The organism is Haloechinothrix salitolerans, from assembly GCF_042662605.1.
Taxonomy (GTDB): domain Bacteria; phylum Actinomycetota; class Actinomycetes; order Mycobacteriales; family Pseudonocardiaceae; genus Haloechinothrix_A; species Haloechinothrix_A salitolerans.
The window spans coordinates 2,102,038-2,123,123 of record NZ_JBHSXX010000001.1 but is presented as its reverse complement, the minus strand read 5'-3'; the positions used below and the strand labels follow the sequence as shown (position 1 = coordinate 2,123,123).

General features: G+C 69.1%; 21 protein-coding genes. 8 read left to right on the top strand and 13 right to left on the bottom strand.

Going from position 1 to position 21,086, the window contains the following annotated elements; translation table 11 throughout:
• Positions 1-71: 71 nt before the first annotated feature.
• The 7 genes from ACFQGD_RS09990 to ACFQGD_RS09960 form a co-directional block, all read right to left on the bottom strand.
• Positions 72-1,778, bottom strand: coding sequence for an ABC transporter family substrate-binding protein (locus ACFQGD_RS09990; RefSeq protein ID WP_345405447.1), 1,707 nt, complete (start codon positions 1,776-1,778; stop codon positions 72-74).
• Positions 1,779-2,210: 432 nt separating this feature from the next.
• Positions 2,211-4,058 (bottom strand): ABC transporter family substrate-binding protein, encoded by a 1,848-nt coding sequence (locus ACFQGD_RS09985; RefSeq protein WP_390221034.1) that lies wholly within the window; start codon positions 4,056-4,058, stop codon positions 2,211-2,213.
• Between the two features lie 104 nt (positions 4,059-4,162).
• Positions 4,163-6,085 (bottom strand): translational GTPase TypA, encoded by a 1,923-nt coding sequence (gene typA, locus ACFQGD_RS09980; RefSeq protein WP_345405441.1) that lies wholly within the window; start codon positions 6,083-6,085, stop codon positions 4,163-4,165.
• Positions 6,086-6,316: 231 nt separating this feature from the next.
• Positions 6,317-6,622 (bottom strand): YciI family protein, encoded by a 306-nt coding sequence (locus tag ACFQGD_RS09975; RefSeq protein ID WP_345405438.1) that lies wholly within the window; start codon positions 6,620-6,622, stop codon positions 6,317-6,319.
• A gap of 38 nt (positions 6,623-6,660) precedes the next feature.
• Complete coding sequence (locus ACFQGD_RS09970; protein WP_390183697.1) at positions 6,661-7,098, bottom strand: (deoxy)nucleoside triphosphate pyrophosphohydrolase; 438 nt, start codon at positions 7,096-7,098, stop codon at positions 6,661-6,663.
• A gap of 61 nt (positions 7,099-7,159) precedes the next feature.
• A complete protein-coding gene (locus ACFQGD_RS09965) occupies positions 7,160-8,506 on the bottom strand; it encodes a sensor histidine kinase (protein ID WP_345405432.1) in 1,347 nt (448 codons plus the stop codon).
• The gene (locus ACFQGD_RS09960; RefSeq protein ID WP_345405429.1) at positions 8,506-9,198 is read right to left on the bottom strand and encodes a response regulator transcription factor; all 693 of its coding nucleotides are present in this window, start codon (positions 9,196-9,198) and stop codon (positions 8,506-8,508) included. Before ACFQGD_RS09960 ends, ACFQGD_RS09965 begins: the two co-directional genes overlap by 1 nt.
• A 140-nt stretch (positions 9,199-9,338) precedes the next feature.
• Here ACFQGD_RS09960 and ACFQGD_RS09955 point away from each other — a divergent pair, with 140 nt between their 5' ends.
• The 3 genes from ACFQGD_RS09955 to ACFQGD_RS09945 are packed head-to-tail and all read left to right on the top strand — an operon-like array spanning position 9,339 to position 12,315.
• Positions 9,339-10,439, top strand: a complete 1,101-nt coding sequence (locus ACFQGD_RS09955) for a LolA family protein (protein ID WP_345405426.1) — start codon at positions 9,339-9,341, stop codon at positions 10,437-10,439.
• A complete protein-coding gene (locus tag ACFQGD_RS09950) occupies positions 10,436-11,446 on the top strand; it encodes an ABC transporter ATP-binding protein (protein WP_345405423.1) in 1,011 nt (336 codons plus the stop codon). Before ACFQGD_RS09955 ends, ACFQGD_RS09950 begins: the two co-directional genes overlap by 4 nt.
• Positions 11,443-12,315, top strand: a complete 873-nt coding sequence (locus ACFQGD_RS09945) for an ABC transporter permease (protein ID WP_345405420.1) — start codon at positions 11,443-11,445, stop codon at positions 12,313-12,315. The genes ACFQGD_RS09950 and ACFQGD_RS09945 overlap by 4 nt, the downstream gene beginning before the upstream one ends.
• A gap of 4 nt (positions 12,316-12,319) precedes the next feature.
• Here ACFQGD_RS09945 and ACFQGD_RS09940 read toward each other — a convergent pair whose 3' ends face one another.
• The gene (locus tag ACFQGD_RS09940; protein WP_345405417.1) at positions 12,320-13,393 is read right to left on the bottom strand and encodes a thiamine ABC transporter substrate-binding protein; all 1,074 of its coding nucleotides are present in this window, start codon (positions 13,391-13,393) and stop codon (positions 12,320-12,322) included.
• A 97-nt stretch (positions 13,394-13,490) separates the two neighbouring features.
• On the opposite strand from ACFQGD_RS09940, the gene ACFQGD_RS09935 reads away from it, so the two are divergent.
• Positions 13,491-13,781, top strand: coding sequence for a 4a-hydroxytetrahydrobiopterin dehydratase (locus tag ACFQGD_RS09935; protein ID WP_345405414.1), 291 nt, complete (start codon positions 13,491-13,493; stop codon positions 13,779-13,781).
• Positions 13,782-13,905: 124 nt separating this feature from the next.
• Here ACFQGD_RS09935 and ACFQGD_RS09930 read toward each other — a convergent pair whose 3' ends face one another.
• The 3 genes from ACFQGD_RS09930 to ACFQGD_RS09920 are packed head-to-tail and all read right to left on the bottom strand — an operon-like array spanning position 13,906 to position 15,805.
• A complete protein-coding gene (locus ACFQGD_RS09930; protein ID WP_345405411.1) occupies positions 13,906-14,166 on the bottom strand; it encodes a helix-hairpin-helix domain-containing protein in 261 nt (86 codons plus the stop codon).
• Entirely contained in the window at positions 14,163-14,762 is a 600-nt protein-coding gene (locus ACFQGD_RS09925; protein WP_345405408.1) for a maleylpyruvate isomerase family mycothiol-dependent enzyme, read from the bottom strand. The genes ACFQGD_RS09930 and ACFQGD_RS09925 overlap by 4 nt, the downstream gene beginning before the upstream one ends.
• A 59-nt stretch (positions 14,763-14,821) precedes the next feature.
• Complete coding sequence (locus tag ACFQGD_RS09920) at positions 14,822-15,805, bottom strand: RNA polymerase subunit sigma-70 (RefSeq protein ID WP_345405405.1); 984 nt, start codon at positions 15,803-15,805, stop codon at positions 14,822-14,824.
• Between the two features lie 138 nt (positions 15,806-15,943).
• On the opposite strand from ACFQGD_RS09920, the gene ACFQGD_RS09915 reads away from it, so the two are divergent.
• On the top strand, positions 15,944-16,420 hold the full coding sequence (locus ACFQGD_RS09915) for a hypothetical protein (protein ID WP_345405402.1): 477 nt from the start codon (positions 15,944-15,946) through the stop codon (positions 16,418-16,420).
• Between the two features lie 11 nt (positions 16,421-16,431).
• Here ACFQGD_RS09915 and ACFQGD_RS09910 read toward each other — a convergent pair whose 3' ends face one another.
• Positions 16,432-17,022, bottom strand: coding sequence for a TetR/AcrR family transcriptional regulator (locus tag ACFQGD_RS09910; RefSeq protein WP_345405399.1), 591 nt, complete (start codon positions 17,020-17,022; stop codon positions 16,432-16,434).
• Between the two features lie 89 nt (positions 17,023-17,111).
• Between ACFQGD_RS09910 and ACFQGD_RS09905 the strand changes: the two genes are divergently transcribed.
• Entirely contained in the window at positions 17,112-17,786 is a 675-nt protein-coding gene (locus ACFQGD_RS09905; RefSeq protein WP_345405396.1) for a haloacid dehalogenase type II, read from the top strand.
• Positions 17,787-17,793: 7 nt separating this feature from the next.
• Here the strand turns inward: ACFQGD_RS09905 and ychF are convergent, their stop codons facing one another.
• Complete coding sequence (gene ychF / locus ACFQGD_RS09900) at positions 17,794-18,876, bottom strand: redox-regulated ATPase YchF (protein ID WP_345405393.1); 1,083 nt, start codon at positions 18,874-18,876, stop codon at positions 17,794-17,796.
• Between the two features lie 107 nt (positions 18,877-18,983).
• Between ychF and ACFQGD_RS09895 the strand changes: the two genes are divergently transcribed.
• Both ACFQGD_RS09895 and ACFQGD_RS09890 read left to right on the top strand, forming a co-directional pair.
• Positions 18,984-20,549 (top strand): DNA-3-methyladenine glycosylase 2 family protein, encoded by a 1,566-nt coding sequence (locus ACFQGD_RS09895; protein WP_345405390.1) that lies wholly within the window; start codon positions 18,984-18,986, stop codon positions 20,547-20,549.
• Positions 20,546-21,058 carry a methylated-DNA--[protein]-cysteine S-methyltransferase gene (locus ACFQGD_RS09890; protein WP_345405387.1) on the top strand — a complete coding sequence of 171 codons (513 nt, stop codon included), beginning with the start codon at positions 20,546-20,548 and terminating at the stop codon, positions 21,056-21,058. The genes ACFQGD_RS09895 and ACFQGD_RS09890 overlap by 4 nt, the downstream gene beginning before the upstream one ends.
• Positions 21,059-21,086: the final 28 nt, after the last annotated feature.

Sequence of the window (21,086 nt, the reverse complement as noted above, 5' to 3'; positions counted from 1 at the left end):
GGCCCGCTCGCTCAGGTGGGGCCACCAGCGTAGTGGTGGCCCCACCCAAGGTCACGGTCGCTCAGCCGTGGTTACTCCTGACGGAGGCCCCACTCGGCCACGTTGTAGAGCGGGCCGTCGAGCGTCGAGTTGTTGCGCACGTTCGCGACGTTGTTGTGCGTCGCGATGAACGTGGGCTTCTGGTACAGCGGCAGAACGTAGGCGTCCTCGGACATGATCTTGTCCGCCTCGTTCAGCTTCTCGGTCGCCACGGACGCGTCAGTCTCCGACGCGGCTTCCCGGAGCAGCTTGTCGACCTCGTCGTTCTTGTACCCGCCGAAGTTGCTCCCCGAGTCGCTGGTCCACAGCTGCACCGCACCGCTGTACGGGAACGGCGAGCTCACCCAGGCGAACACGATGATGTCGTAGTCACCCTCGACCAGGGTGCCACCCAGGTCATCGGTCGGCTCGACATTGACCGTGACGCCAAGCTCCTTGGCGGCCTGCGCGAACAGCTCGCACTCGTTCTGCCGGATCTCGTTGCCGGTGGTGTACCGGATACGCATCTCAGGCACGGTCTCGCCGTCCGGCGTGGTCAGCTTGCCGCCCGAGAGCTCGTAACCGGCGTCGGTGAGGATCTGCTTCGCGGCTTCGACGTCACCACTGCCGTGGCCGAACTCGCTGACGACATCCTCGTAGCCGTCCTGGCCAGGCACGAAGTTGTGGCTGTTGAGCGGCTCAACCTTGTCGGTGAACTGGCCCACCGTCTTGTCGATGATGCCCTGGCGGTCCACCGCGGTGAACAGCGCGTCGCGCAGCGGCTCATCCGAGAGGAACTCGTTCTTCAGGTTGAAGTCGAAGTGCTCCCAGGTCAGACCCATCCCGATGTGGGAGGACACGCCCTGCATGGCGTCGATCTGTTCGACGAAGTCCACCTGCGGCTGCGGGTAGATGACCTGCACCTCGTTGTTCTGCAGCGCCGTCGGCTGTTCGGACGCCTCGGTGATGACCCGGAAGATCAGCCGGTCCAGGTTGGGCGCCTCTCCCCAGTACTGCTCATTCGGGGTGAGGGTGACCGACTCGTTGTCCTGGAAGTTCTCGATCTGGTACGGACCGCCGGAGTACTCCGGCACGTTCTCACCGAACCACTTGAACGACTCCCCCAGCCCCTTGGGGGAGTCGGTGCCACCGTTCTCCTCGGCGATGTGGGCCGGATACATCGGCCCTGTCGAGCTCCACAGCACCTTCCAGTCGGTGAACGGCTCCTCGAAGGTCACCGTCACGGTCTTGCCGTCTTCGCTACCTTCGACCGACTCGACCTGGTCATAACCCGACGTCGATGCCGGCGTGCAGTCCGGGCAGTCCTCGCCGTTCTGCACCTTCCAGTTGTAGATGAAGTCGTCCGCGGTGATCGGGGTACCGTCCGACCACTGCGCGTCCGGCTGGATCTCGTACTCGATGACCTGTGGGTCCTCACTGGTCTGTTCCGCGGAGACCAGCAGGTCCTCGTTCATCGTGACGGTGAAGTCGGGCTGGGTGTAGAACGTGTAAGGCAACACGCCCTTGAGCACGAAAGCCGACTCAAGCACGTTGCCCTCGCTGGAGATGATGTTCCAGTTCGGGACATTCTTCTCGATGGCGAACGACAGCTCGCCACCGTCCTGCAACTGGTCGGCGGGAACCGAGTTGCACTCGTTCGGGTTGGCCTCGCAGTCGGCGTAGATGTTGTCCACCTCAGCCGTGCCGGCGCCGTCACCGCCGTCACCACCGCAGGCGCTCAGGATCAACGCTGAGCCCATCAACAATGCCGCAGCGGAGATTGTTCGAGATCTCCTCATTTCGAGTGTGCCCTCCTAAAGCACTCCGGACTTGCGCCCGAGTGACTCCGGTATTGGTCATCGGAGCTTGTGCCATGCCAATAAGAACATGGCTCGCTGACGCAGCACCGTAGAAAGGAAACCATACGACGTCACCGGTTGGCCTCCGATCGTGACCAAAGGGTGACGTGCCCATTTACGCCAGTGGCGAGTTTGGTTACCTCAACACTCTCACAGCAGGTCACAACCGGATCAGGGAAAGGTTGCGACTCCGCCGAATGGTTCACACACATCAGCGTCGCCCGAGCTGTCGATGCGCTCGCGAAAAGGCCCGAGAACCGAACAACGACGACATTTCGAAACGCTGGCAAAAGATGGCAGCACTGTTACTCGCGCCAGAGAGTGAAGTCGCGCTTACTCCCCGGTACGGATCCAGTTGACAGCGTCGCCAAATGGTCCGGCGAACCCATCCCCCGGCGTCACGCCGGCTACCTCGTCGCCGACGGCGAGGGTGTCGGCGAGCTGGAAAAGCGGAACGGTGACGTCGGCGCGCCACAGCGTCGCCTCCACCTCGGACCGGACGTCGTCAAGGCCGCGCTCGCCGGTCAGCACGGCGCGGCCGAGCCGAGCCAGCCGCTCGTGACAGAACCCGGCGATGTTTCCCGGCTCGACGGCACCGTCATCGCTGGTGTCGGTGCCGTCGCCGCTGTCACCCTCGCCGTTCACCGCACCATCGCGGCCATCGGGGTCATCACCGCCATCGACCGAGCCGGCGGTGCCCTCGGTGCCGGCACCGCCTTCCCTGCAGGCGAAGCGGGAGGCGAAAGTCGACGCGGGATCGGCTCCGATCGCGCGTGGCGCGACCACGACGTCGATGCCGACGCCGCCAGCGAGCGCATCGGCGTCCGGATCGGCCGGGTCAGCGCCGAACAGCTCCCGTGGCTTCGGCGTGGCCACCTTGGCCTCGATGCCCGCCGCGGTGAGCTGACGCTCGAGCTCGCGGGCCATGGCCAAGTAGGGCTCCCGGTCGCCGGGCGAGGCCACCACCAGCCGCAACTCATCCCCACTCTGGTCTCGCCACACCCCAGCCGAGCGCTGGTACCCCGCCTGCCGCAGCAACCGCCACGCGCGCTCCGGGTGGGACTCGTTTTCGTCGTCGGGGATCGTGGGCTGGTACCCGCTCGCTGATGGCGCCCCGAGTTGCGCGTTCGCGCGCAACCGACCGGACGGCCCGCCTTCCGTGCCCACCGCGATAAGCCGCTTCCGGTCGATCAGCGCGGCGATCGCCGCACGCGCGGTGTCGTCGGAGAGAACGTCGCTCGTGGGACGCAGCAGCACCTCGGCCACCGCGGGCCGGGGCACCGTGTAGAGCGTGATCGCGTCGCCGAGTCGCCGCAGCGCCGCGCGGTCCTGCCCGCTGGTTCTTGTCAGCGCGAACTGGTTGTTGCCGTCGCGCAGGGCGGCGATGATGCCTTGCTTGTCCGAACGGCGCAGCACCAGCTGGTCGACGGCGGCGGGCTTCTCCCAATAGCGCTCATTGCGTTCCAGCAAGATCTCGCCTCGGGCGGTGTCGATCGACTTGATGGCGAACGGCCCACCATACGCGGGAAAGCTCGTCGCGAGGGCGTTCTGCCAGCCGCCGGGCACGTCCTTGAGCAGATGCGCGGGCAGCAGGTCGTTGAAAAGGCCACGCCAGCCGGGATAGCGGTCCGCGAACGTCACCTCGACCCGCTTGCCGCCGTCGCGGGAGGCGATGTCGGTGATCAGTCGGTACCCGGCGGGGTCGATGGTGCCCGCCTGGCCGCGCATCGCCTCCGCGAGGTAAATGAAGTCCTCCGCCGCGATGGGCGCGCCGTCCGACCAGGAGGCGTCCGGCCGAATGACATAGCTGACCGTGAACGGGTCGGTCGATGTGACCGTTGCCGAACGCATCACGGTCTCGTCCAGTTCGAGGCCGTTGTCGCCCGGTACGAACACCGACGGCAGCAACAGCCGCGAGAGCGCGCGCGTCACCGGCGACAGGTCGGCCACGGTGTGCGGGTTGTACCCGCCAGCGATCTCGTCGACACCGATGACGATCTGATCCGGCCCCGGCTCCGGTGTCTCAGCGACGGTGGTTGGCTGGGGACCAGGCACCGGCGGTGGATCGGTGCACGCGGTAGCGAGCAGAACGGTGGCGCAGCTGAGCGCGAGTAGCGTGCTCGTGCGGCCACTCGCCATGGCGGCGCCCACCTCCCGGTCGTTGTCGCGTCCCCTCGACACTCCCCCACAGCACCAGGGCGCGGTAGCGCGTTACCCCGGCGTTATCGGCATAGTGCCAGAACCAGGGACGGTTCGTCCGCCATTTCGCGTACCGTCAGCGCGCCCTAGCGAGCACCGTCGCGCGCCTTGGCTCTGGACCGTTCCCTGGCGCGTGTGGTGCTGTCCAGCGTCACCTTGCGCACCCGCACCGCCTTAGGCGTGACCTCGACGCACTCGTCCGAGGCACAGAACTCCAGGGCCTCTTCCAGCCCGAGCCTACGCGGCCGAGCCAACCTTTCCAGCTCATCACCCGTCGATGAGCGGATGTTGGTGAGCTTCTTCTCCTTGGTGATGTTGACGTCGAGGTCCTCGGCCCTCGGGTTCTCCCCGACGACCATGCCCTCGTAGACGTCGCTGCCAGGCTCGACGAAGAACGTGCCACGGTCGGCGAGCTGGAGCAGCGCGTAGGTGGTGACCGGTCCCTTGCGGTCGGCCACCAGCGAGCCGCTGTGCCGGGTGCGGATCTCGCCAGCCCACGGGAAGTAGCCCTCGAACAAGTGATTCGCGATGCCGGTGCCGCGCGTCTCGGTGAGGAAGTCGGCGCGGAACCCGATCAGGCCCCGCGACGGCAGCACGAACTCCAGGGTGATCCGGCCGGTGCCGTGCCCACCCATGTGCTCCATCTTGCCCTTGCGGGAGGCGAGCAGCTGGGTGACCGCACCGAGGTGTTCCTCAGGGACGTCGACCGTCAACCGCTCGAACGGCTCGTGCAGCGAGCCGTCGATGACACGGGTGACGACCTCCGGCTTACCGACGGTCAGCTCGAAGCCCTCCCGGCGCATCTGTTCGACAAGCACCGCGAGCGCCAGCTCGCCACGGCCCTGCACCTCCCAGGCGTCCGGTCGTTCGGTCGGCAGCACCCGCATGCTGACGTTGCCGATGAGCTCCTGGTCCAGGCGGGCCTTGACCAGCCGGGCGGTGAGCTTGTCGCCGCCGCCGAGCCCGGCGAGTGGCGAGGTGTTGACGCCGATGGTCATCGAGATGGCGGGCTCGTCCACGGTGATGCGCGGCAGCGCCTCGGGAGCGTCCGGGTCGGCGAGGGTATCGCCGATCGTGATGTCGCTGATGCCCGCGATGGCGACCAGGTCGCCGGCGGCGGCCTCGGTCGCGGGCACCCGCTCCAGAGCCTGCGTGACCAGCAGCTCGGAAACGCGGACGTTGGCAACGGTGCCGTCCTCGCGCAGCCAGGCCACCGTCTGCCCCTTGCGCAGTCTGCCGGCGTGGATGCGCAGCAGCGCGATACGACCGAGGAAGCTGGAGGCGTCCAGGTTCGTGACCAGCGCACGCAGCGGCGCCTCTGGATCGGCCTTGGGCGCGGGCACGTGGCTGAACAGGATCTCGAACAGCGGGTCGAGGTTGTCGTTGTCCGGCACGCCACCGTCGGCGGGCTGGTTCAGGCTGGCTTTACCGTCGCGGGCGCAGGCGTAGATGACCGGCAGGTCCAGAATCGCGTCCTCGTCGGCGTCCTCGACGTCGGAGGCCAGGTCAAGCAGCAGGTCGTGAGTCTCATCGACGACCTCGGAGATCCGCGCGTCCGGCCGGTCGACCTTGTTGACCACGAGCATGACGGGCAGCCCCGCTTCCAGGGTCTTGCGCAGCACGAACCGCGTCTGCGGCAGCGGGCCCTCGCTGGCGTCGACCAGCAGCAACACACCGTCGACCATCGCGAGACCGCGCTCGACCTCGCCGCCGAAGTCGGCGTGACCAGGGGTGTCGATGACGTTGATGGTGACGGGACCGTCCTGGGTGTTGCGGCGGATGGCCGTGTTCTTCGCCAGGATCGTGATGCCCTTTTCCCGCTCCAGCTCACCGGAGTCCATCACCCGCTCGCCGGGGTCGCCGTGGTCGCTGAACGCGCCCGACTGGCGCAGCATGGCATCGACCAGCGTGGTCTTGCCGTGATCGACGTGCGCCACGATGGCGACGTTGCGCAGGTCGGTTCGCGTCGGGGCGGTTGTGCTCGCAGCGGGCACGGCTGAGCTCCTCATCGGAAGGGTTCGATGGAGACCACCGCGCTGTGACGGCTGGTCGCGGGATCGCACCAGCTGCGAGTGGTCAGAGTCCAGGATACCCGGCCGCTTGATGTGACCAGCCACACACGACGGCGAACCGCAGGTGAGCCCCTTGTGCCTGGTTGGCGGCGCGTCTCGCGCGGACGCCCGCGGCGGCTACCGCGAGTGCGCTCGGCACGGCGATGTGCCCGCCGTCGAGTGGCTCGGTTACTCCTGGTTGACCAGGGCTTCGTTAAGCCAGTTGAGTTCCTTCGCCGTCCGCGTGGCCGCGAACTCGATCACCTCGTAATGCACCATGTGCTTGTAGGCGAACGGGTCCGTCGCCAAGATCGCGTCGAGCTTGCCGCGCAGCATCGAGCGCGCGATGATCACGCCGCCCACGCGGGGTTCTCGACGGCCTGACATCAGGAAGTCGCCGGCTTCGTAGTGCTTGGCGAGCCACTCCGCGTGGTCCGGCAGTACGAAGTCGATCTCCTCTAACGGCGCGGTGTAGGTGCTCAAGACAACGTACATACCTCAACGGTAAGCCCGTTGTCGCAGCGTGACACCTGTTAACCGCCCGGTCGGCGCTGGTTCGTCCGAGGGACATTGAGCCCGTCGCCGCCACCGTCACTGGCGAGCAGAGCGTGCAACCGCGGCAGCAGCACCCTGTCGCCTGGCAGCCAGTCGACATCGTCCAGCGCGTCGCTGGTGATCCAGCGCAGCGCCGCGTGCTCCCGCGCGACCGGCTCCCGCGCTGGGTCGGTCAGGGCAGCGGCGTAGATGCGGAGCACGCTGCCACCAGGAAGGTTCGCGTCACCGACGTGGTGTCCGATGTGGACGTCGACGTCGAGCTCCTCGCGGCATTCCCTGCGCAGCGCGTCCGGCTCGGCCTCGCCCGGTTCGACCTGCCCGCCTGGCAGCTCCCAGTACCCCGCGAGCTGGTGCGGGTAGGAACGCTGCGCGGCCAGCAGCGCGCCGCTTCGCACGATCGCCGCGCCGACCACCACTTTCGCCACGGCTGGGAGCGTATCGATGCGCTCCGACCGGCCACGCTCCTGCCTCGCCGACTTACCCCACGCGCCACGTGACTTGGAACCGCGCGCCGCCATCCGGCGAGTCCGCCACGGCGACCGTGCCGCCCCTGCGCCGCACGAGCTCCGCCACCAACGCCAGCCCGAGCCCCGAACCGCCGGAGTCGCGGGCGCGGTCGTCGGCAACCCGATAGAACCGATCGAACACGCGACGTCGATGCTCCGGCGCGATGCCGGGGCCATCGTCGTCGACCACCACCCGCGCCGCCGACCACGTCGCCAGCACCGTGACGACGACCCGTGCGCGGGCGTAGCGGCAGGCGTTGCGCAGCAGGTTGTCCAACACCAACTCGACCTCGGCGTGCGCGGCCGACGCCCACACCTCCGGCGCGGCGGCCTCGACCCGCACCAGCTCACGCCCGCCGCGCCAGCCCTCCGGCACCTCGGCTGGCAGCCGCGCGACGGCGGCGTGAGCCTCGCTGACCAGGTCAACGTCGGTGGCGGGCGGCAGCTCGCCCGCGTCGGAGCGCGCCAGGGCGAGCAGACCGTCCAGCAGCGCGGACAGCCGTTCGGACTCCGCGAGGACGTCGCCGAGGACGTCCTGGCTCAGCTCGGGATCGGGGTTGGTGACCGCGACCTCGGACTGCACCCGAATCGACGCGACCGGCGAGCGCAGCTCGTGCGCCGCGTCGCCGGTGAAGCGCAACAATCGCTCGCGGGCCTCCCGCTGGCGCGCCAGCAGCAGGTTGAACTCGGCGGCCAGCGCGCGCAGCTCGTCGTCGGCGGTGGGCAGCGGGAGGCGTTCATCGTCGCCGAGGCGGCGCACCTGCCGACCCATGTTGCCCACCGGGCGCAGCGCGGAGCGCACCGCGAACGAGATCGCGACCGCGGCGACGACCGCCGCGACCAGCGCGACGACGAGCAGCCACCGCGCGCCGTCGTGCACCGCGGCGGCGAAGCCGACCAACCCGGCTCCGGCGACGACGAGGCGCTGCGAGCCGTCCGGTGCGGTGGCGACGGTGCCGTGCCAACGCATCGGCGGGTCGCCGTCGACGCGCGCCGGCAGCCCCGCCTTCAGCGTCCGCACGGTCTCCCTGCCCAGCGCGGGATCGACCCTGCCATCGACGGGCGCGCCAGCCGTGTCGAGCACCCGCACCAGTACGCCGTTCGGGGTGTCCACCGGCTGACCGGCACGGACGTCGACCACGGCGTCGGCAAGCACCTCGGACAGCTCGGCGTCCACCGACTCGGTGAGCAGTGGTTCCAGCAGCCTGCCCGCGAGCAGCGCGAGCCCGAGCAGGCACGCCAACGTCACCACGGACGCCAAGGTCGTGATGCGAAACGTCAGCGACCTGCGCCGCCACACCGCGCCGAGCGAGGCCATCAGCCGGACGCGACCTGGTACCCGTGTCCGCGCACCGTCCGCACCACGTCGCCGGCGCCAACGGCGTCCAGCTTGCGCCGCAGGTACCCGATATAGACCTCGACGACGTTGCGGGTCGCCGCCCGTTCATCGCCCCACACCTCGGCGAGCAGGTCATCCTTGGTCAGCACCGTGCCAGCGCCGCGCGCCAGCACCTCGAGCAGCGCGTACTCGCGCGGGCTCAGCGGCACCGTCGCGCCGTCGAAGCGCACCTCGCGCGCCGAGCGGTCGATCTCCAGCCCGCCGAGCCGCACCACGCCGCGTGCCCGGTCGCCGCCGGTCCTGCGCAGCACCGCTCGCAGCTGCGCGCGCAACACCACGAACGAGAACGGCTTGACCAGGTAGCCGTCCGCGCCGAGGTCGAGACCGTCCGCCTGGTCGATCTCGCCGTCCTTGGCCGACACCAGGATCACCGGTGTCCGCACACCTTCCTCGCGCAGTCGCTGCAACACCCGGTAGCCGGACAGTCCCGGCAGCATGATGTCGAGCAGCAGCGCGTCGAACGTCCCAGTCCGCGCGAGCCGCAGCGCGCTCGGGCCGTCGCTGGCCGTGACGACGTCCATCCCCTCGGCGCGCAGGCCCCTGTCCAGCGCCTTACGCACCCCCACCTCGTCGTCCACGACGAGCACTCGTGTTTTCACGCGACTCAGCATGCCTGATTCCTGCCGGTTCGGGAGACCAGTCCTCAGCGTGTTCTCAGCGACGTCTCACGTCTCAGGGTGGTCTCAGCAAGCGGGTCGCACCGTGGAACTCGACACGACCAGCACACTGGTCACGAGAACAGGGAGAGCGCATGCAACCAAAAACGAAGGGGATCGCCGTGGCTGCCACCGGCACCACGGCCGGGCTGGTCGGCCTGCTGGTCATGGCCCTGCCCGCGGACGCAGATCAGGAGCCGGAGCTGCCTGAGGTCAGCGCGACCGAGCTAGTCGAGCAGGCCCTGTCCGCCGAGGCGCCCGCGTTCGAGGGCACGGTCGCGATGAACAACGAACTCGGGCTGCCCGCGCTGCCAGGGCTCGGACTGGCGAACGCCGAATCCGCCCGGATCTTCCACGGCGACGACGGCGCCCGCATCTCGGTGCAACGCGGCTCGACGGAGTTCACCGCGGTCGCCGGCCCGGACGGCGCGTGGACGTACGACTCGGCGAGCAACACCGCCACCAGGTACCCCGGGATCGATCCCACGCGGGACATGCCCAAGCACGGCGGGGTGAGCGACCCTGCCCGCGCCGCGTCCGAGATCATCGACCTGCTCTCGGACAGCAGTGTGATCACCATCGACGGCACCGCCCGCGTCGCCGACCGCGACGTCTACGAGCTGGTGCTGACGCCGAAGCCGTCCGAGCGCACGCTGCTGCGCGAGGTCACGGTGGCGATCGACGCGGCAACGAAGCTGCCCCTGCGGTTCGAGGTGATGCCGAACGGGTCGCCGGAGCCGGTGGTGAGCGTGGGATTCACTGAGTTCGACGTCGGCGCACAGCCGGACGAACTGTTCGAGTTCACCCCGCCGCGTGACGCCGAGGTCACTACCGCGGACCCAGACAAGGCACGAAAGGCAGGGAAAGCACTGCCGATGCACACCGACCCGGCGCAGGCGCTTGACTACGTCGGCGTTACTGGCTCCGGCTGGGACACGGTGCTCACCGGAACGCTGCCGGGAGACGCGCTCGACGGGGCGGCCGAACGTCTCGGCGAGATGTCCGGACACGACGGTAGGGCGGAGAACGCTCCTGGTGACCTGCTGCACCGGTTCGGGGAGCGGTTCACCGACGGCGAGATCAGCGGCTTCGTCTTCACCACGCGGGCAGGCACGGGCGTCCTGACCGACGACGGCCGGTTCGCCGTCGGCGCGGTCCCCCGCCAGGTGCTCATCGAGGCGTTGGAGCAGCAGTGACAGAAGCACTGAAGGCCGGTGCCGCCGCCCGCGAGGCGGCGGCACCCCGGCTCGCGGCGCGCACGCGCGGGCTGCGCAAGGTCTACCGCAGCGCGGTCGCCGTGGATGGCGTCGACATGGACGTGCCCGAGGGCGCGGTCGTGGGAATGCTCGGTCCGAACGGATCAGGCAAGACCACCACGATCCGTATGCTGCTCGGCCTGGTGCGGCCCACCGAAGGCGAGGTCGAGCTGCTGGGCCAGCCGATGCCCGCGGCGAGCGAAGCGAGCCTGCCGCACGTCGGGGCGCTGGTCGAGGGGCCAGGGTTCCATCCGTTCCTGTCCGGCAGGGACAACCTGCTGCGGCTGGCGGCGGCCGAACCGCTGCTGGGGCGTCGTCAGGTGGACGCCGCCGTGACGGACGCGCTGGAGCGGGTCGGGCTCGCGGACGCGGCGCATCGGGCGTACCGGGGGTACTCGCTCGGCATGAAACAGCGGCTCGGGCTCGCCGGTGCGCTGCTCGCGCCGCGCCGGTTCGTGGTGCTCGACGAGCCAACGAACGGTCTCGATCCCGCTGGCACGCGCGAGGTGCGGCGCGTCATCGCCGACCTGCACGCCGAGGGCGTCACGGTGCTGGTGTCCTCGCACCTGCTCGCGGAAGTGGAGGCGACCTGTACGCATGTCGTCGTGCTCAACCAGGGCACGGTGGTCGCGCAGGGCGAGTTGGACGAGCTGCTTGAATCGAACAGCCCGACGTTGCTGGTGTCCACTCCGGACGGTCCGCTCGCGGTGGACGCGTTGCGGGACAACCGGATTCCCGCCCGGCTCGCACCGGACGGCGTGCGCGTCGACCTCTCGGCGAACACCGCGTCGTCGGTGATCGAGACGCTGGTGCGCGCGGACGTCGCCGTCGAGGAGGCGCGTCGTGAGCGCACCGGCCTTGAGGATGTGTTCGCGCGGCTTACCCAAGCGCAGCCGGACGACCCCGACGACGTCCCGCTCGACCGTGCCCCGGAGTTGATGTCATGACAACGACAACGGGCACCTCCGCACCCACCTCGGAGTGGCAGCTCACCCGGGCACGCGTCGGGCTACCCCGGCTGTTGTGGGCCGAGCTGCGCTGGATCTTCCGCAGGCCGCGCACCCGGGTGATGCTGGGGCTGCTCGCCGTCATCCCGGTGATCATCGGGATCGCGCTGACGTTCGCGGACGGCGGTCCGACCGGCGACGCCGATCCGCCGGTGTTCGTGACCTTGGCGTCCAGTGCGCTGGCGTTGCCGATTGGGGCGCTGACTGTGCTGATGTCGCTGCTGCTGCCGCTGGCGATCACCAATTCGAGTGGCGACGCCCTCGCGGGGGAACAGGCGAACGGCACGCTGCGCGGCTGGCTGCTGGCTCCGGTCAGCAGGGGACGGTTGTTGCTGGTGAAGGCGTTCGGCGTCGCCGTCGTCGGGCTGGTCGCTGCCGGTCTGGTCGGGACGACCGGTTTCCTCACGGGGCTCGTCAGCAATGGCACGGACGGACTTATCACCCTCTCCGGGACGACGTTGCCGCTGCTGGACGCGCTCGGCAGGGTGGCTATCGCCGTCGGGTGGGTGACGGTGCAACTGTGGGCGCTCGGCGCGATCGCGCTCGCGATCTCGGCGTGCACGGAGCACCCGATGCTGGTGCTCGCGACCGTGTTGGGCGGCGTGATCGTGTCCCAGCTGCTACTGGTGTTCGACTCGCTGTCCTGGCTGCACCCGTTCCTGCTACCGGCGTCGTGGGAAGCACTGATCAACCTGGTGCGCGACCCGATCTGGTGGGACGGCCTCGGCGAAGGTCTCGTCCGTGCCGCCTGCTACCTCGTGATCGGGTTGTCGTTGGCGTATGCGCGGATCGTAACCAGCGACGGGTGAGCGTTTAGCGCCACACCTGGCGCCACTCCCGCAGCCAACGTCGCTCGTTCGTGGTGACGTCGGCTGCGGGCAGCGTCATCGGCTCGGTGCGCATGGGAGCGACGCCGCGCCAGTCGTCCGGCAGTGACACCCGTTCGCGTGTCGGATACGTGCCGTAAGTGGGGGCGATCGCGGTTTGGAACTGCTGCGACAGCAGGAAGTCGATCGCGCGGTGCGCCCGTTCGGGGTACTCCGCGTCGGCGAGCACGCCCGCGTAGCGCACGGTGCGGAAGCAGGTGTCCGGCAGCACTGCCACCGGCGACGTACCGTCGTCCTTCAGTTCCTCGGCGGGCGACGACGCCGGAGCGACCACCAGTGGCAGCGACCCGGACGTCGACGATCCGGAGAACCGATCGTCGTAAGCGACGTCGAATGAGCCGACGATGTGCGCGCCGTTGCCGCGCAGCCGTTGCCAGTACGACCGCCAACCGGTCTCCCCGTAGCGCGCGATCGTGGCCTGCAAGAAGGCGAAACCCACCTCGGTGCGGCTCGGGTCAGGCAGCGCCATGAGTCCGGCGTAGTCGGGTCTCGCGAGGTCGGCGAGCGTCTTCGGTTGCGTCCGGTCACGGGAGGTGAACCAGCTCTTATCGACGTTCACGCAGACGTCTGCGAGGTCGATGGCGGACAGGCGTTGCTGGTCGTCGATCGTGAACCGATGCTGCCCCTGGTTGGCTTCTGGGCTGGTGTACGGCGCGAAGACGTCGGCGCCGAGTGCGCGTTTCGCGTACCTGCCCGGCAGTCCGACCGCGACGTCACCGGTCGGCTCGCCCTCGGTCGCGGTGAGGTGCTCGGTCAGCCCAGCCGCGTCCGCGCCGACATGCTCGACCTCCAGCCCGAACCCGGTCTGGCGCTGGAAAGCGTCCCGCAACTCGGGCGGCACGTTCCAGCCCTCGTAGGCGAGCACCGTGACGGCCGGCGCGGCGGGGTCGGGCGGGGTCTCGGCGGGCTCCCCGCAGGCGGCGACCAACGCGGTCACCAGCATGGCGGTCACGGCACCCGCGACTAAGCGGGATGGCACCCGCCGCAACTTCTCGCTCACGATCCCTCCACGACGCCGGGCCAGGCGCGAGCCCCCATCCAACCCCGCGCGCCCGTAGCACGGGCAAGCGTACCGAGTGAGTGGCACGATGAGTGTCATGGTTGAGCTGCTAGCCGATGATCAGATCGCAGAAGCCAAAGCGGCCAGGCCGCACTGGGACGTGGTCGGAGCCGCGTTCGTCCGCACGGTCGAGCTGGCCAGCTTCCCGCAGGCCATCGAGGCCGTCAACCGGGTCGCCGAGATCGCGGAGGACATGAACCACCACCCCGACATCGACATTCGGTGGCGCACGCTGAAGTTCTCCGTGAGCACCCACTCGAAAGGCGGCATCACCAGCAACGACGTCGCACTGATCGACCGGATCGACTCGGTACTGGCGGAGTTGTAGGGCGCGCGGGAGGCCGCCGCGGCGCCGTTCTCGGCTCCGGAGGGGATCTTGAGGCGTTGTGGTCGCTATAACGACCACAACGTCTACCGCTCGCCCACGCCCCCGCCGTGAGCGAGCGGTTGTGTCAGCTGGGGCGGAGCGTCAGCCCCGCCTGCTGGAGTGCCGCGACCAGCGTCCGGATCGCGGTGGGGCCGACGCCATGGAGCGCGAGCAGTTCGGCTTCGGAATACTCGGCGACCTCGGCGAGCGTGATGATGCCGCTGCCGTGCAGCGCTCGCGTCGCGGGTGCGCTGAGGCCTGGCGGCAGTCCCGAACCCGTCGATGCCGCCGCAGGGCTGGCCTCGCGCACCCGCAGTTCCGGCTCACCGCGCTCGAGCGCGCTCATCCGTTCTCCCCCGGCACCTCGGCGAGGGCCCTGCGTCCGGTCACAACCAGGAGGACGTCCTTGGCCGGCATCCGGCGCGTCGCCCCATCGCCGACGGCGATGTCCGCATCGGTCGCCGCCAGCTGTGTGCCGCCGAGGTCGACTCCGAAATGGTCGAGGTTGCGCTTGCCCGCGTGTCGCAAAACGAGTTCGATGCGACTCGGCGGCGGGCCGTCCAGCCCCAACGGCTCGGTCACGTCAAGGCCGTGAATGACGTCGTGGCTCAGCGCGCCTGCCTGACCGCCGCCCGGCGGCCGCCAGGGGTGGCGAACGTTGTCGCGGAGCAGCGAGACCAACTCGCCGTCACTCGTCCGGGCGGCATGGGCCCGCGCGTCGAGGTCCGCGTACCGGTCGAAGGAGAAGCGCGCCCGCACCAAACCAGCGACAAGCCGCACCACGCTCGTGCGGAATGGCATCGTGATGTGCGCGACGACGTCGCGAACACGCCAGCCCGCGCACAAGGACGGCGTGGCCCACTGCGCGGGTTCGAGCCCTTCCAGCAGCGTTGCCAGGCGGGCGCGTTCGGCGTACGTCTCTTCAGCGATGCGGTCGGTCATGTTGGCTCTCCCGTTCAGATCATGGGTCCCACCTCTGGTACGTATGGGAAAGCGAGAACTCATCGCTCGGGACGAGAATCCACTCGCTCGGGGAGCCCGAATTCGGCGAATCGGTCGCCGCTGCCGAGGAAGGTGACGATGTGCGCGACGCGGTTGTCGCGCAGTTCCAGCAGCAGCAGCGCGAAGGGTCGCAGCACGCCGTCGTCGTCCGGCCGGTACTGACCGAACCCCACCGAACCGTTGATGGCCGTTGGCAGCAACCTGTCGCCAGCGCACGCGTCGCTCGCCGCCATCGCCTCGGTGATCCGGGACGCGCCGTGCAGCCACCAGGCGAACGGCGGCATCGACGACGTCGCGTCGTCGCGGAGCAGGGTGGCCAGCCGAGTCACGTCGTGGGCCTCGAACGCGGCGACATAGCTGCGGAGAAGCTCCTGCTGGTCGTCATCCGCCGGGTCAACGAGGTCCGCGGGCTCGACCGGTTTCGCGGCGAGCGCAGTCCTGGCACGCTGCAGCGCGCTGTTCACGGACGCTTCGGTGGTGTCGAGGATTTCGGCGCATTCCCGTGCCGAGAAACGCAGCACGTCGCGCAGCACGAGCGCGGCTCGCTGTTGTGCCGAAAGCCGTTGCAGCGCGGCGATGAACGCGAGCCGCACGGTCTCGCGAGCGACAACGCGGTCGGCGGGATCGGTCACTCCGAAGAGGCGCGCGTCGGGCATCGGCTCCACGAACCGATCGCTCGGCAACGGCGCGCCAAGATCGCTACCGTCGGCGGCTGGCCCTAGATCGGTCGCGAGGGCCCGCTTGCTCGCGCCGCGCAGCATGTCGATACAGACGTTGGTGGCGATCTTGTGCAGCCAGGTCGTCAGCTTAGCGCGGACTGAGTCGTACGAGTCGATCTTCCGGTAGGCCCGGATCAGGGTCTCCTGCACGGCGTCGTCGGTGTCGGCGGCGCTCCCGAGCAGCCGATAGCAGTACCCGGTCAGCGCGGCGCGATGTGCCTCAAGGTCCTCGACCGCGACGGTTCCAGTGCTGTCCACAGACACCGGTACATCATGCCCGACCGTGCGAACGTTCGCCCAGACGTCGAAAGGGACGTCATGTCGGCACGCCGCCCGAAACGCCGCGAGCCGACGAGCGAACGGACATAATGGGAGACCCTCGCACAACACGACGGGAGCGGCATGGTCACGATTGATCTCCACTACGACCGGTGGGGTTCCCGGCTGACGCGCGTCGGCGAAACACCGCTGACCTACGACCGGCTTGGCTCGCGCCCCCGCACGCTGGGGAACTACGCCCTGGAGTACGACATGCTCGGCTCCCGACTGAAGTCCATCGGGGACGCCGAGATCACCTACGACCGCCTGGGCTCACGCCCGTGCTCGCTCGGCACGTGGCCGGTGGAATACGACCGGCTCGGCTCGCGCATGATCCGCGTAGGGCCGTACGGCCTCACGTACCGCCTGCTCGGCAGCAGGATCCACACGATCGGACCGATGCGGATTCACCACGACCGCCTGGGCTCACGGCCGAAGCGGGTGGAACTCACCGACGGCACCGCACATCTCACCGACGAACTGCTGATCACGCTGTTCTTCGTGCTCGACCACATTCGACGTGCACACGAGTCAAGAGGTAACGCCGGAGGGAACTCGTAGCACACCCATGCCTACGCGGAACTCCCTGCGGGCAGCAGTCGGAGAGCAGCCTGACGAGCACGGCGGAGGGAGTCGGTGTTGTGCCGTAACGACGCGGTCACCGTGGCCCCTTCCAGCAGGAGGAACCATTCCTCGGCGATGTCGGCTGGTTGGGCGCAGCCAGCTTCGGTGGCAAAGGCTTCAAGGTGACGCCGGATACCGTCCTTGTGCTCGCGGATGACGACGTGCCCGGGATGGTCGGGATCGGTGAGTTCGGTGGCGGCGTTCACGAATCCACATCCACGGAACTCACCCGCCAGCGCCCATGCTTGATACGCGTCGAACATCGCGATCAGACGTTCCCGCGCAGTGACCCGTCCGGTCATGTACTCCTCGAACTCGGCCCACCACCGTTGATCACGCGCCTGCAGGTGCGCTGCCACGAGCCCGTCTTTGGATCCGAAGTGGGCGTAGAGGGTCACCTTGGTGACTCCAGCTCGCTCCGCGATGGCGTTGACCCCCGTCGCTCGGATACCGCGCTCGTAGAACAGCTGTGACGCGGCGGCGAGGACCCGCTCCGCGGCCGGGGTTTCGCTGCCGGTCCTTCGTTGTGTTGCTGCCACCGCGGCTCTCCCAGCGTCGTTTGGCACTATACAAACCGGTATGTACAGTACCGTTCCGGAAGCTCAATCGCCAACCGAGAGAGGTCCTTGTGTCTACTCGTCCGCACGCCGTTGCCTTCGACGTCCTCGAAACCCTGTTGAACCTGGACCCTCTTCGCGCCCGGCTCGAGAAAATCGGCCAACCCGCGGAGCTGTTGCAGCCGTGGTTCATGCGGTTTCAACGCGACTCCATGGCCCTGACCCTCAGCGGCGACTTCGGGACGTTCGAGTCGGTGGCGCGGCAGGCGTTGCGTACCGACACCAACCACACCGCCACCGAGGACGAGATCGACTACGTCCTGGAGGGGTTCGCGGAACTACCCGCATACCCGGATGCCGAACCCGCACTGCGACGGCTGTCCGAAGCCGGCGTGCGGGTCGGCTGCCTGACCGTCGGCAGCGTACGGAACACGGCACGTTTCCTGGAACGCGCGGGACTGGCGCAGCACGTCGACCAGGTCGTCACAGCGGAGCAGGCCGGCATCTGGAAACCGGCCCCATCCATCTACCGCGTGGCAGCCCACGAACTCAGGACGTCGCCAGAGCACATGGCGCTCGTCGCGGTGCACGCCTGGGACTGCCACGGAGCCAAACGCGCGGGCTGCCTCGCCGGATGGTGTCAACGACTGGAAGGCCGCTACGGCGACGTCTTCACCGCACCCGACGTGAGCGGCACCGATCTGATCGAGGTCGCCGAAGGCCTCCTGCGACTTCCCGCCGCCTGAGGCTCCCTCACACGTTGAAGCGGAATTCCACCACGTCGCCGTCGGACATGACGTAGTCCTTGCCCTCCATGCGGACCTTCCCCGCGGCGCGCGCTGCCTGCATGGACCCGGCCTCGACCAGGTCGTCGTAGGAGACGATCTCGGCCTTGATGAAGCCGCGCTCGAAGTCGGTGTGGATCACACCGGCAGCCTGCGGCGCCGTCGCGCCCTTCGGGACCGTCCAGGCGCGAGCTTCCTTCGGCCCCGCCGTGAGATACGTCTGGAGGCCGAGCGTGTGGAACCCAGCGCGCGCGAGCGCGTGCAGGCCCGGCTCGTCCTGACCGACCGAGGAGAGCAGCTCCTGGACGTCATCCGGGTCGTCCAGTTCCAGCAACTCGGCTTCGACCTTGGCGTCCAGGAACACCGCGTCCGCCGGGGCGACTAGCTCGGCGAGTTCCTTGCGCTTGGCCTCGTCGGTGAGAACCGCCTCGTCGGCGTTGAACACGTAGAGGAACGGCTTCGTCGTCAGCAGATGCAGCTCTCGCAGCTCATCGAGATCGACCTCGTTCTGCGCGGCGAACAGCGTGCGGCCCGAGTCGAGAATGTCCTTGGCTCGTTTCGCGTTCTCCAGCGCGGGGCGGGCTTCCTTGCGAGTCCGCGCCTCCTTCTCCATCCTGACCAGCGCCTTCTCCAACGTCTGGAGGTCGGCGAGGATCAGCTCGGTGTTGATCGTCTCGATGTCGCTCGTCGGATCGAGCGCCCCCTCGACGTGCACCACGTCCGGATCGTCGAACACACGGATGACCTGGCAGATCGCGTTGGCCTCGCGGATGTTGGCGAGGAACTTGTTGCCGAGGCCAGCGCCCTCGGACGCGCCCTTGACGATGCCGGCGATGTCGACGAACGACACCGTGGCGGGCACGGTCTTCTCCGAGGTGTACATCTCCGCGAGCGTGTCGAGGCGCGGATCGGGCAGCGGCACGACCCCGACGTTGGGCTCGATCGTCGCGAACGGGTAGTTCGCGGCAAGCGCCTCGTTGCGGGTCAGGGCGTTGAACAGGGTGGACTTGCCAACGTTCGGCAGGCCGACGATTCCGAGGGTCAAACTCACGACGTCATAGTCTACGGCCCGGTCTGGCGCCGTCCCCGGTCCCCCATCGGCCTGCGATGTCCGATTTCCGCCAGTCATCGCCAGCGCATGGTGGCAGGATCAACGACATGCCCCAGCAGACGGCCACGCACCCGGCGCTCTGGCAGGACTTCGAGCGCTGCTACCGCGCAGTCGCGTCCCGCGAGACGCGCTTCGATGGCCAGTTCATCACCGGGGTGCGCACCACCGGCATCTACTGCCGACCGTCGTGCCCAGCGCAGACGCCGTTGGCAAGCAACGTCGAGTTCTTCCCGACGTCGGCGGCGGCCCAGGCGGCGGGGTTTCGCGCGTGCCGCCGTTGCCTGCCCGACGCGGTGCCCGGCTCGCCGGAGTGGAACCTGCGCGCCGACCTCGCCGCACGCGCGATGCGGCTAATCACCGACGGCGTCGTCGAGCGCGAGGGAGTCCCGGGCCTGGCAGCGCGGCTCGGGTACTCCGAGCGGCAACTGGTCCGGACGCTGACCGCGGAGCTGGGCGCGGGACCGTTAGCGCTCGCCCGCGCGCACCGTGCGCACACGGCGCGGCTGTTGATCGAGCGCACGTCCCTGTCGTTGTCCGATGTCGCGTTCGCGGCTGGGTTCGCCAGTGTGCGGCAGTTCAACGCGACGATGCGCGAGGTGTTCGCGACGACTCCTTCGCGGTTGCGCGGCGCCCGGCGTGTTGCCCTCGGGAATGGCGCGGCGCCGAATGGCGCGGTGACGCTGCGCCTGCGACTCCCCGCGCGCACGCCGTTCGACGGCGCTGGTGTGCTGGACTTCCTGGCGGCGCGCGCGGTTGCCGGGGTGGAGGCGGTAGCCGACGGGGAGTACGCCCGCACGTTGCGCCTCCCGCACGGCACCGCCACCGCCCGGCTCCGGCCCGCTCCCGGACACGTCGAGTGCACGCTGCGGCTCACTGACACCCGCGACATCGCCAGCGCCGTCAACCGGCTGCGCAGGCTGTTCGATCTGGACGCCGACCCCGCCGCGATCGAAGCCACCCTGCTCGGCGAGCCGCTACTGAAGGCATCGGTCGCGGCAATGCCGGGCATCCGCCTCCCGGGCAGCGTCGACGGCGCGGAGACGTTGGTGCGCGCCATGCTCGGCCAGCAGGTCACCGTCGCGGCAGCCCGCACGGCGGCGGAACGACTCTGCGCGGCGCTCGGCGAACCGCTTGACCACCCAGACGACACGCTGACCACGCTGTTTCCCACACCGGACGTCATCGCCGAGCGCGGTCACGAGGTCCTGACCGGTCCTGCCCGCCGGGTCGAATCGATCATCGCGGTGTCGGCGGCACTGGCGTCCGGGGCGCTCGACGTCCACCTCGGTCGCGATCCGCACGAGCTGCGCGACGAACTGCTGGCGCAGCCCGGCATCGGCCCGTGGACGGCGGACTACCTGCTGCTGCGCGTGCTCGGCTCGCCCGACGTCCTGCTGACCGGTGACCTCGCGCTCCGTAGCGGCGCGGAAGCCCTCGGCCTCCCCACCAACCCCACTGCCCTGACCGACCGCATGGCCGCTCTGCGCCCCTGGCGTTCGTACGCCGGGATGCATCTGTGGCGTGCGGCGGGTGCCGTGAAGGGCATCTTGCTGGCGTCAGATGCCAGCAAGATGCCCTTCACGGCACCCCCAACCCCCGAAAGGACGACATGAGCATCGCCTACTGGTCCACGATGGACACCCCGGTCGCGCCATTCACCGCCGTCGTCACCGGCGACGGCGCGGTGCTGGCCTCCGGCTGGACGTCGGACATCGACGACCTCACCCCGCAGATCGCCGCCGCACTCACACCCACCGAGCTGCGGCAGCGCCGCGACCTCGGCCCGGTCAGCGCGGCCGTGCGGAAGTACCACGCCGGGGACCTCGCCGTCATCGACGACGTCGAGGTGCGGCAGACATCCGGCGAGTTCCTGACGCACGCCTGGGAGGTGCTGCGCACCGTCGCGCCCGGCAAGCCGGTCACCTACCGGGACTACGCCGCGCTCGCCGGACGTCCCGCCGCCGTGCGGGCAGCAGCATCGGCCTGCGCCCGCAACGCGGCGGCGCTGTTCGTACCGTGCCACCGGGTAGTGCGCGTCGGCGGCGCGATGGGCGGCTTCCGCTGGGGCGTCGACGTCAAGCGCTGGCTGCTGGCGCACGAGGAGCGCTGCGTCGCGCGATGACACGCAGCGGCCGGCCACCACGAGCGCC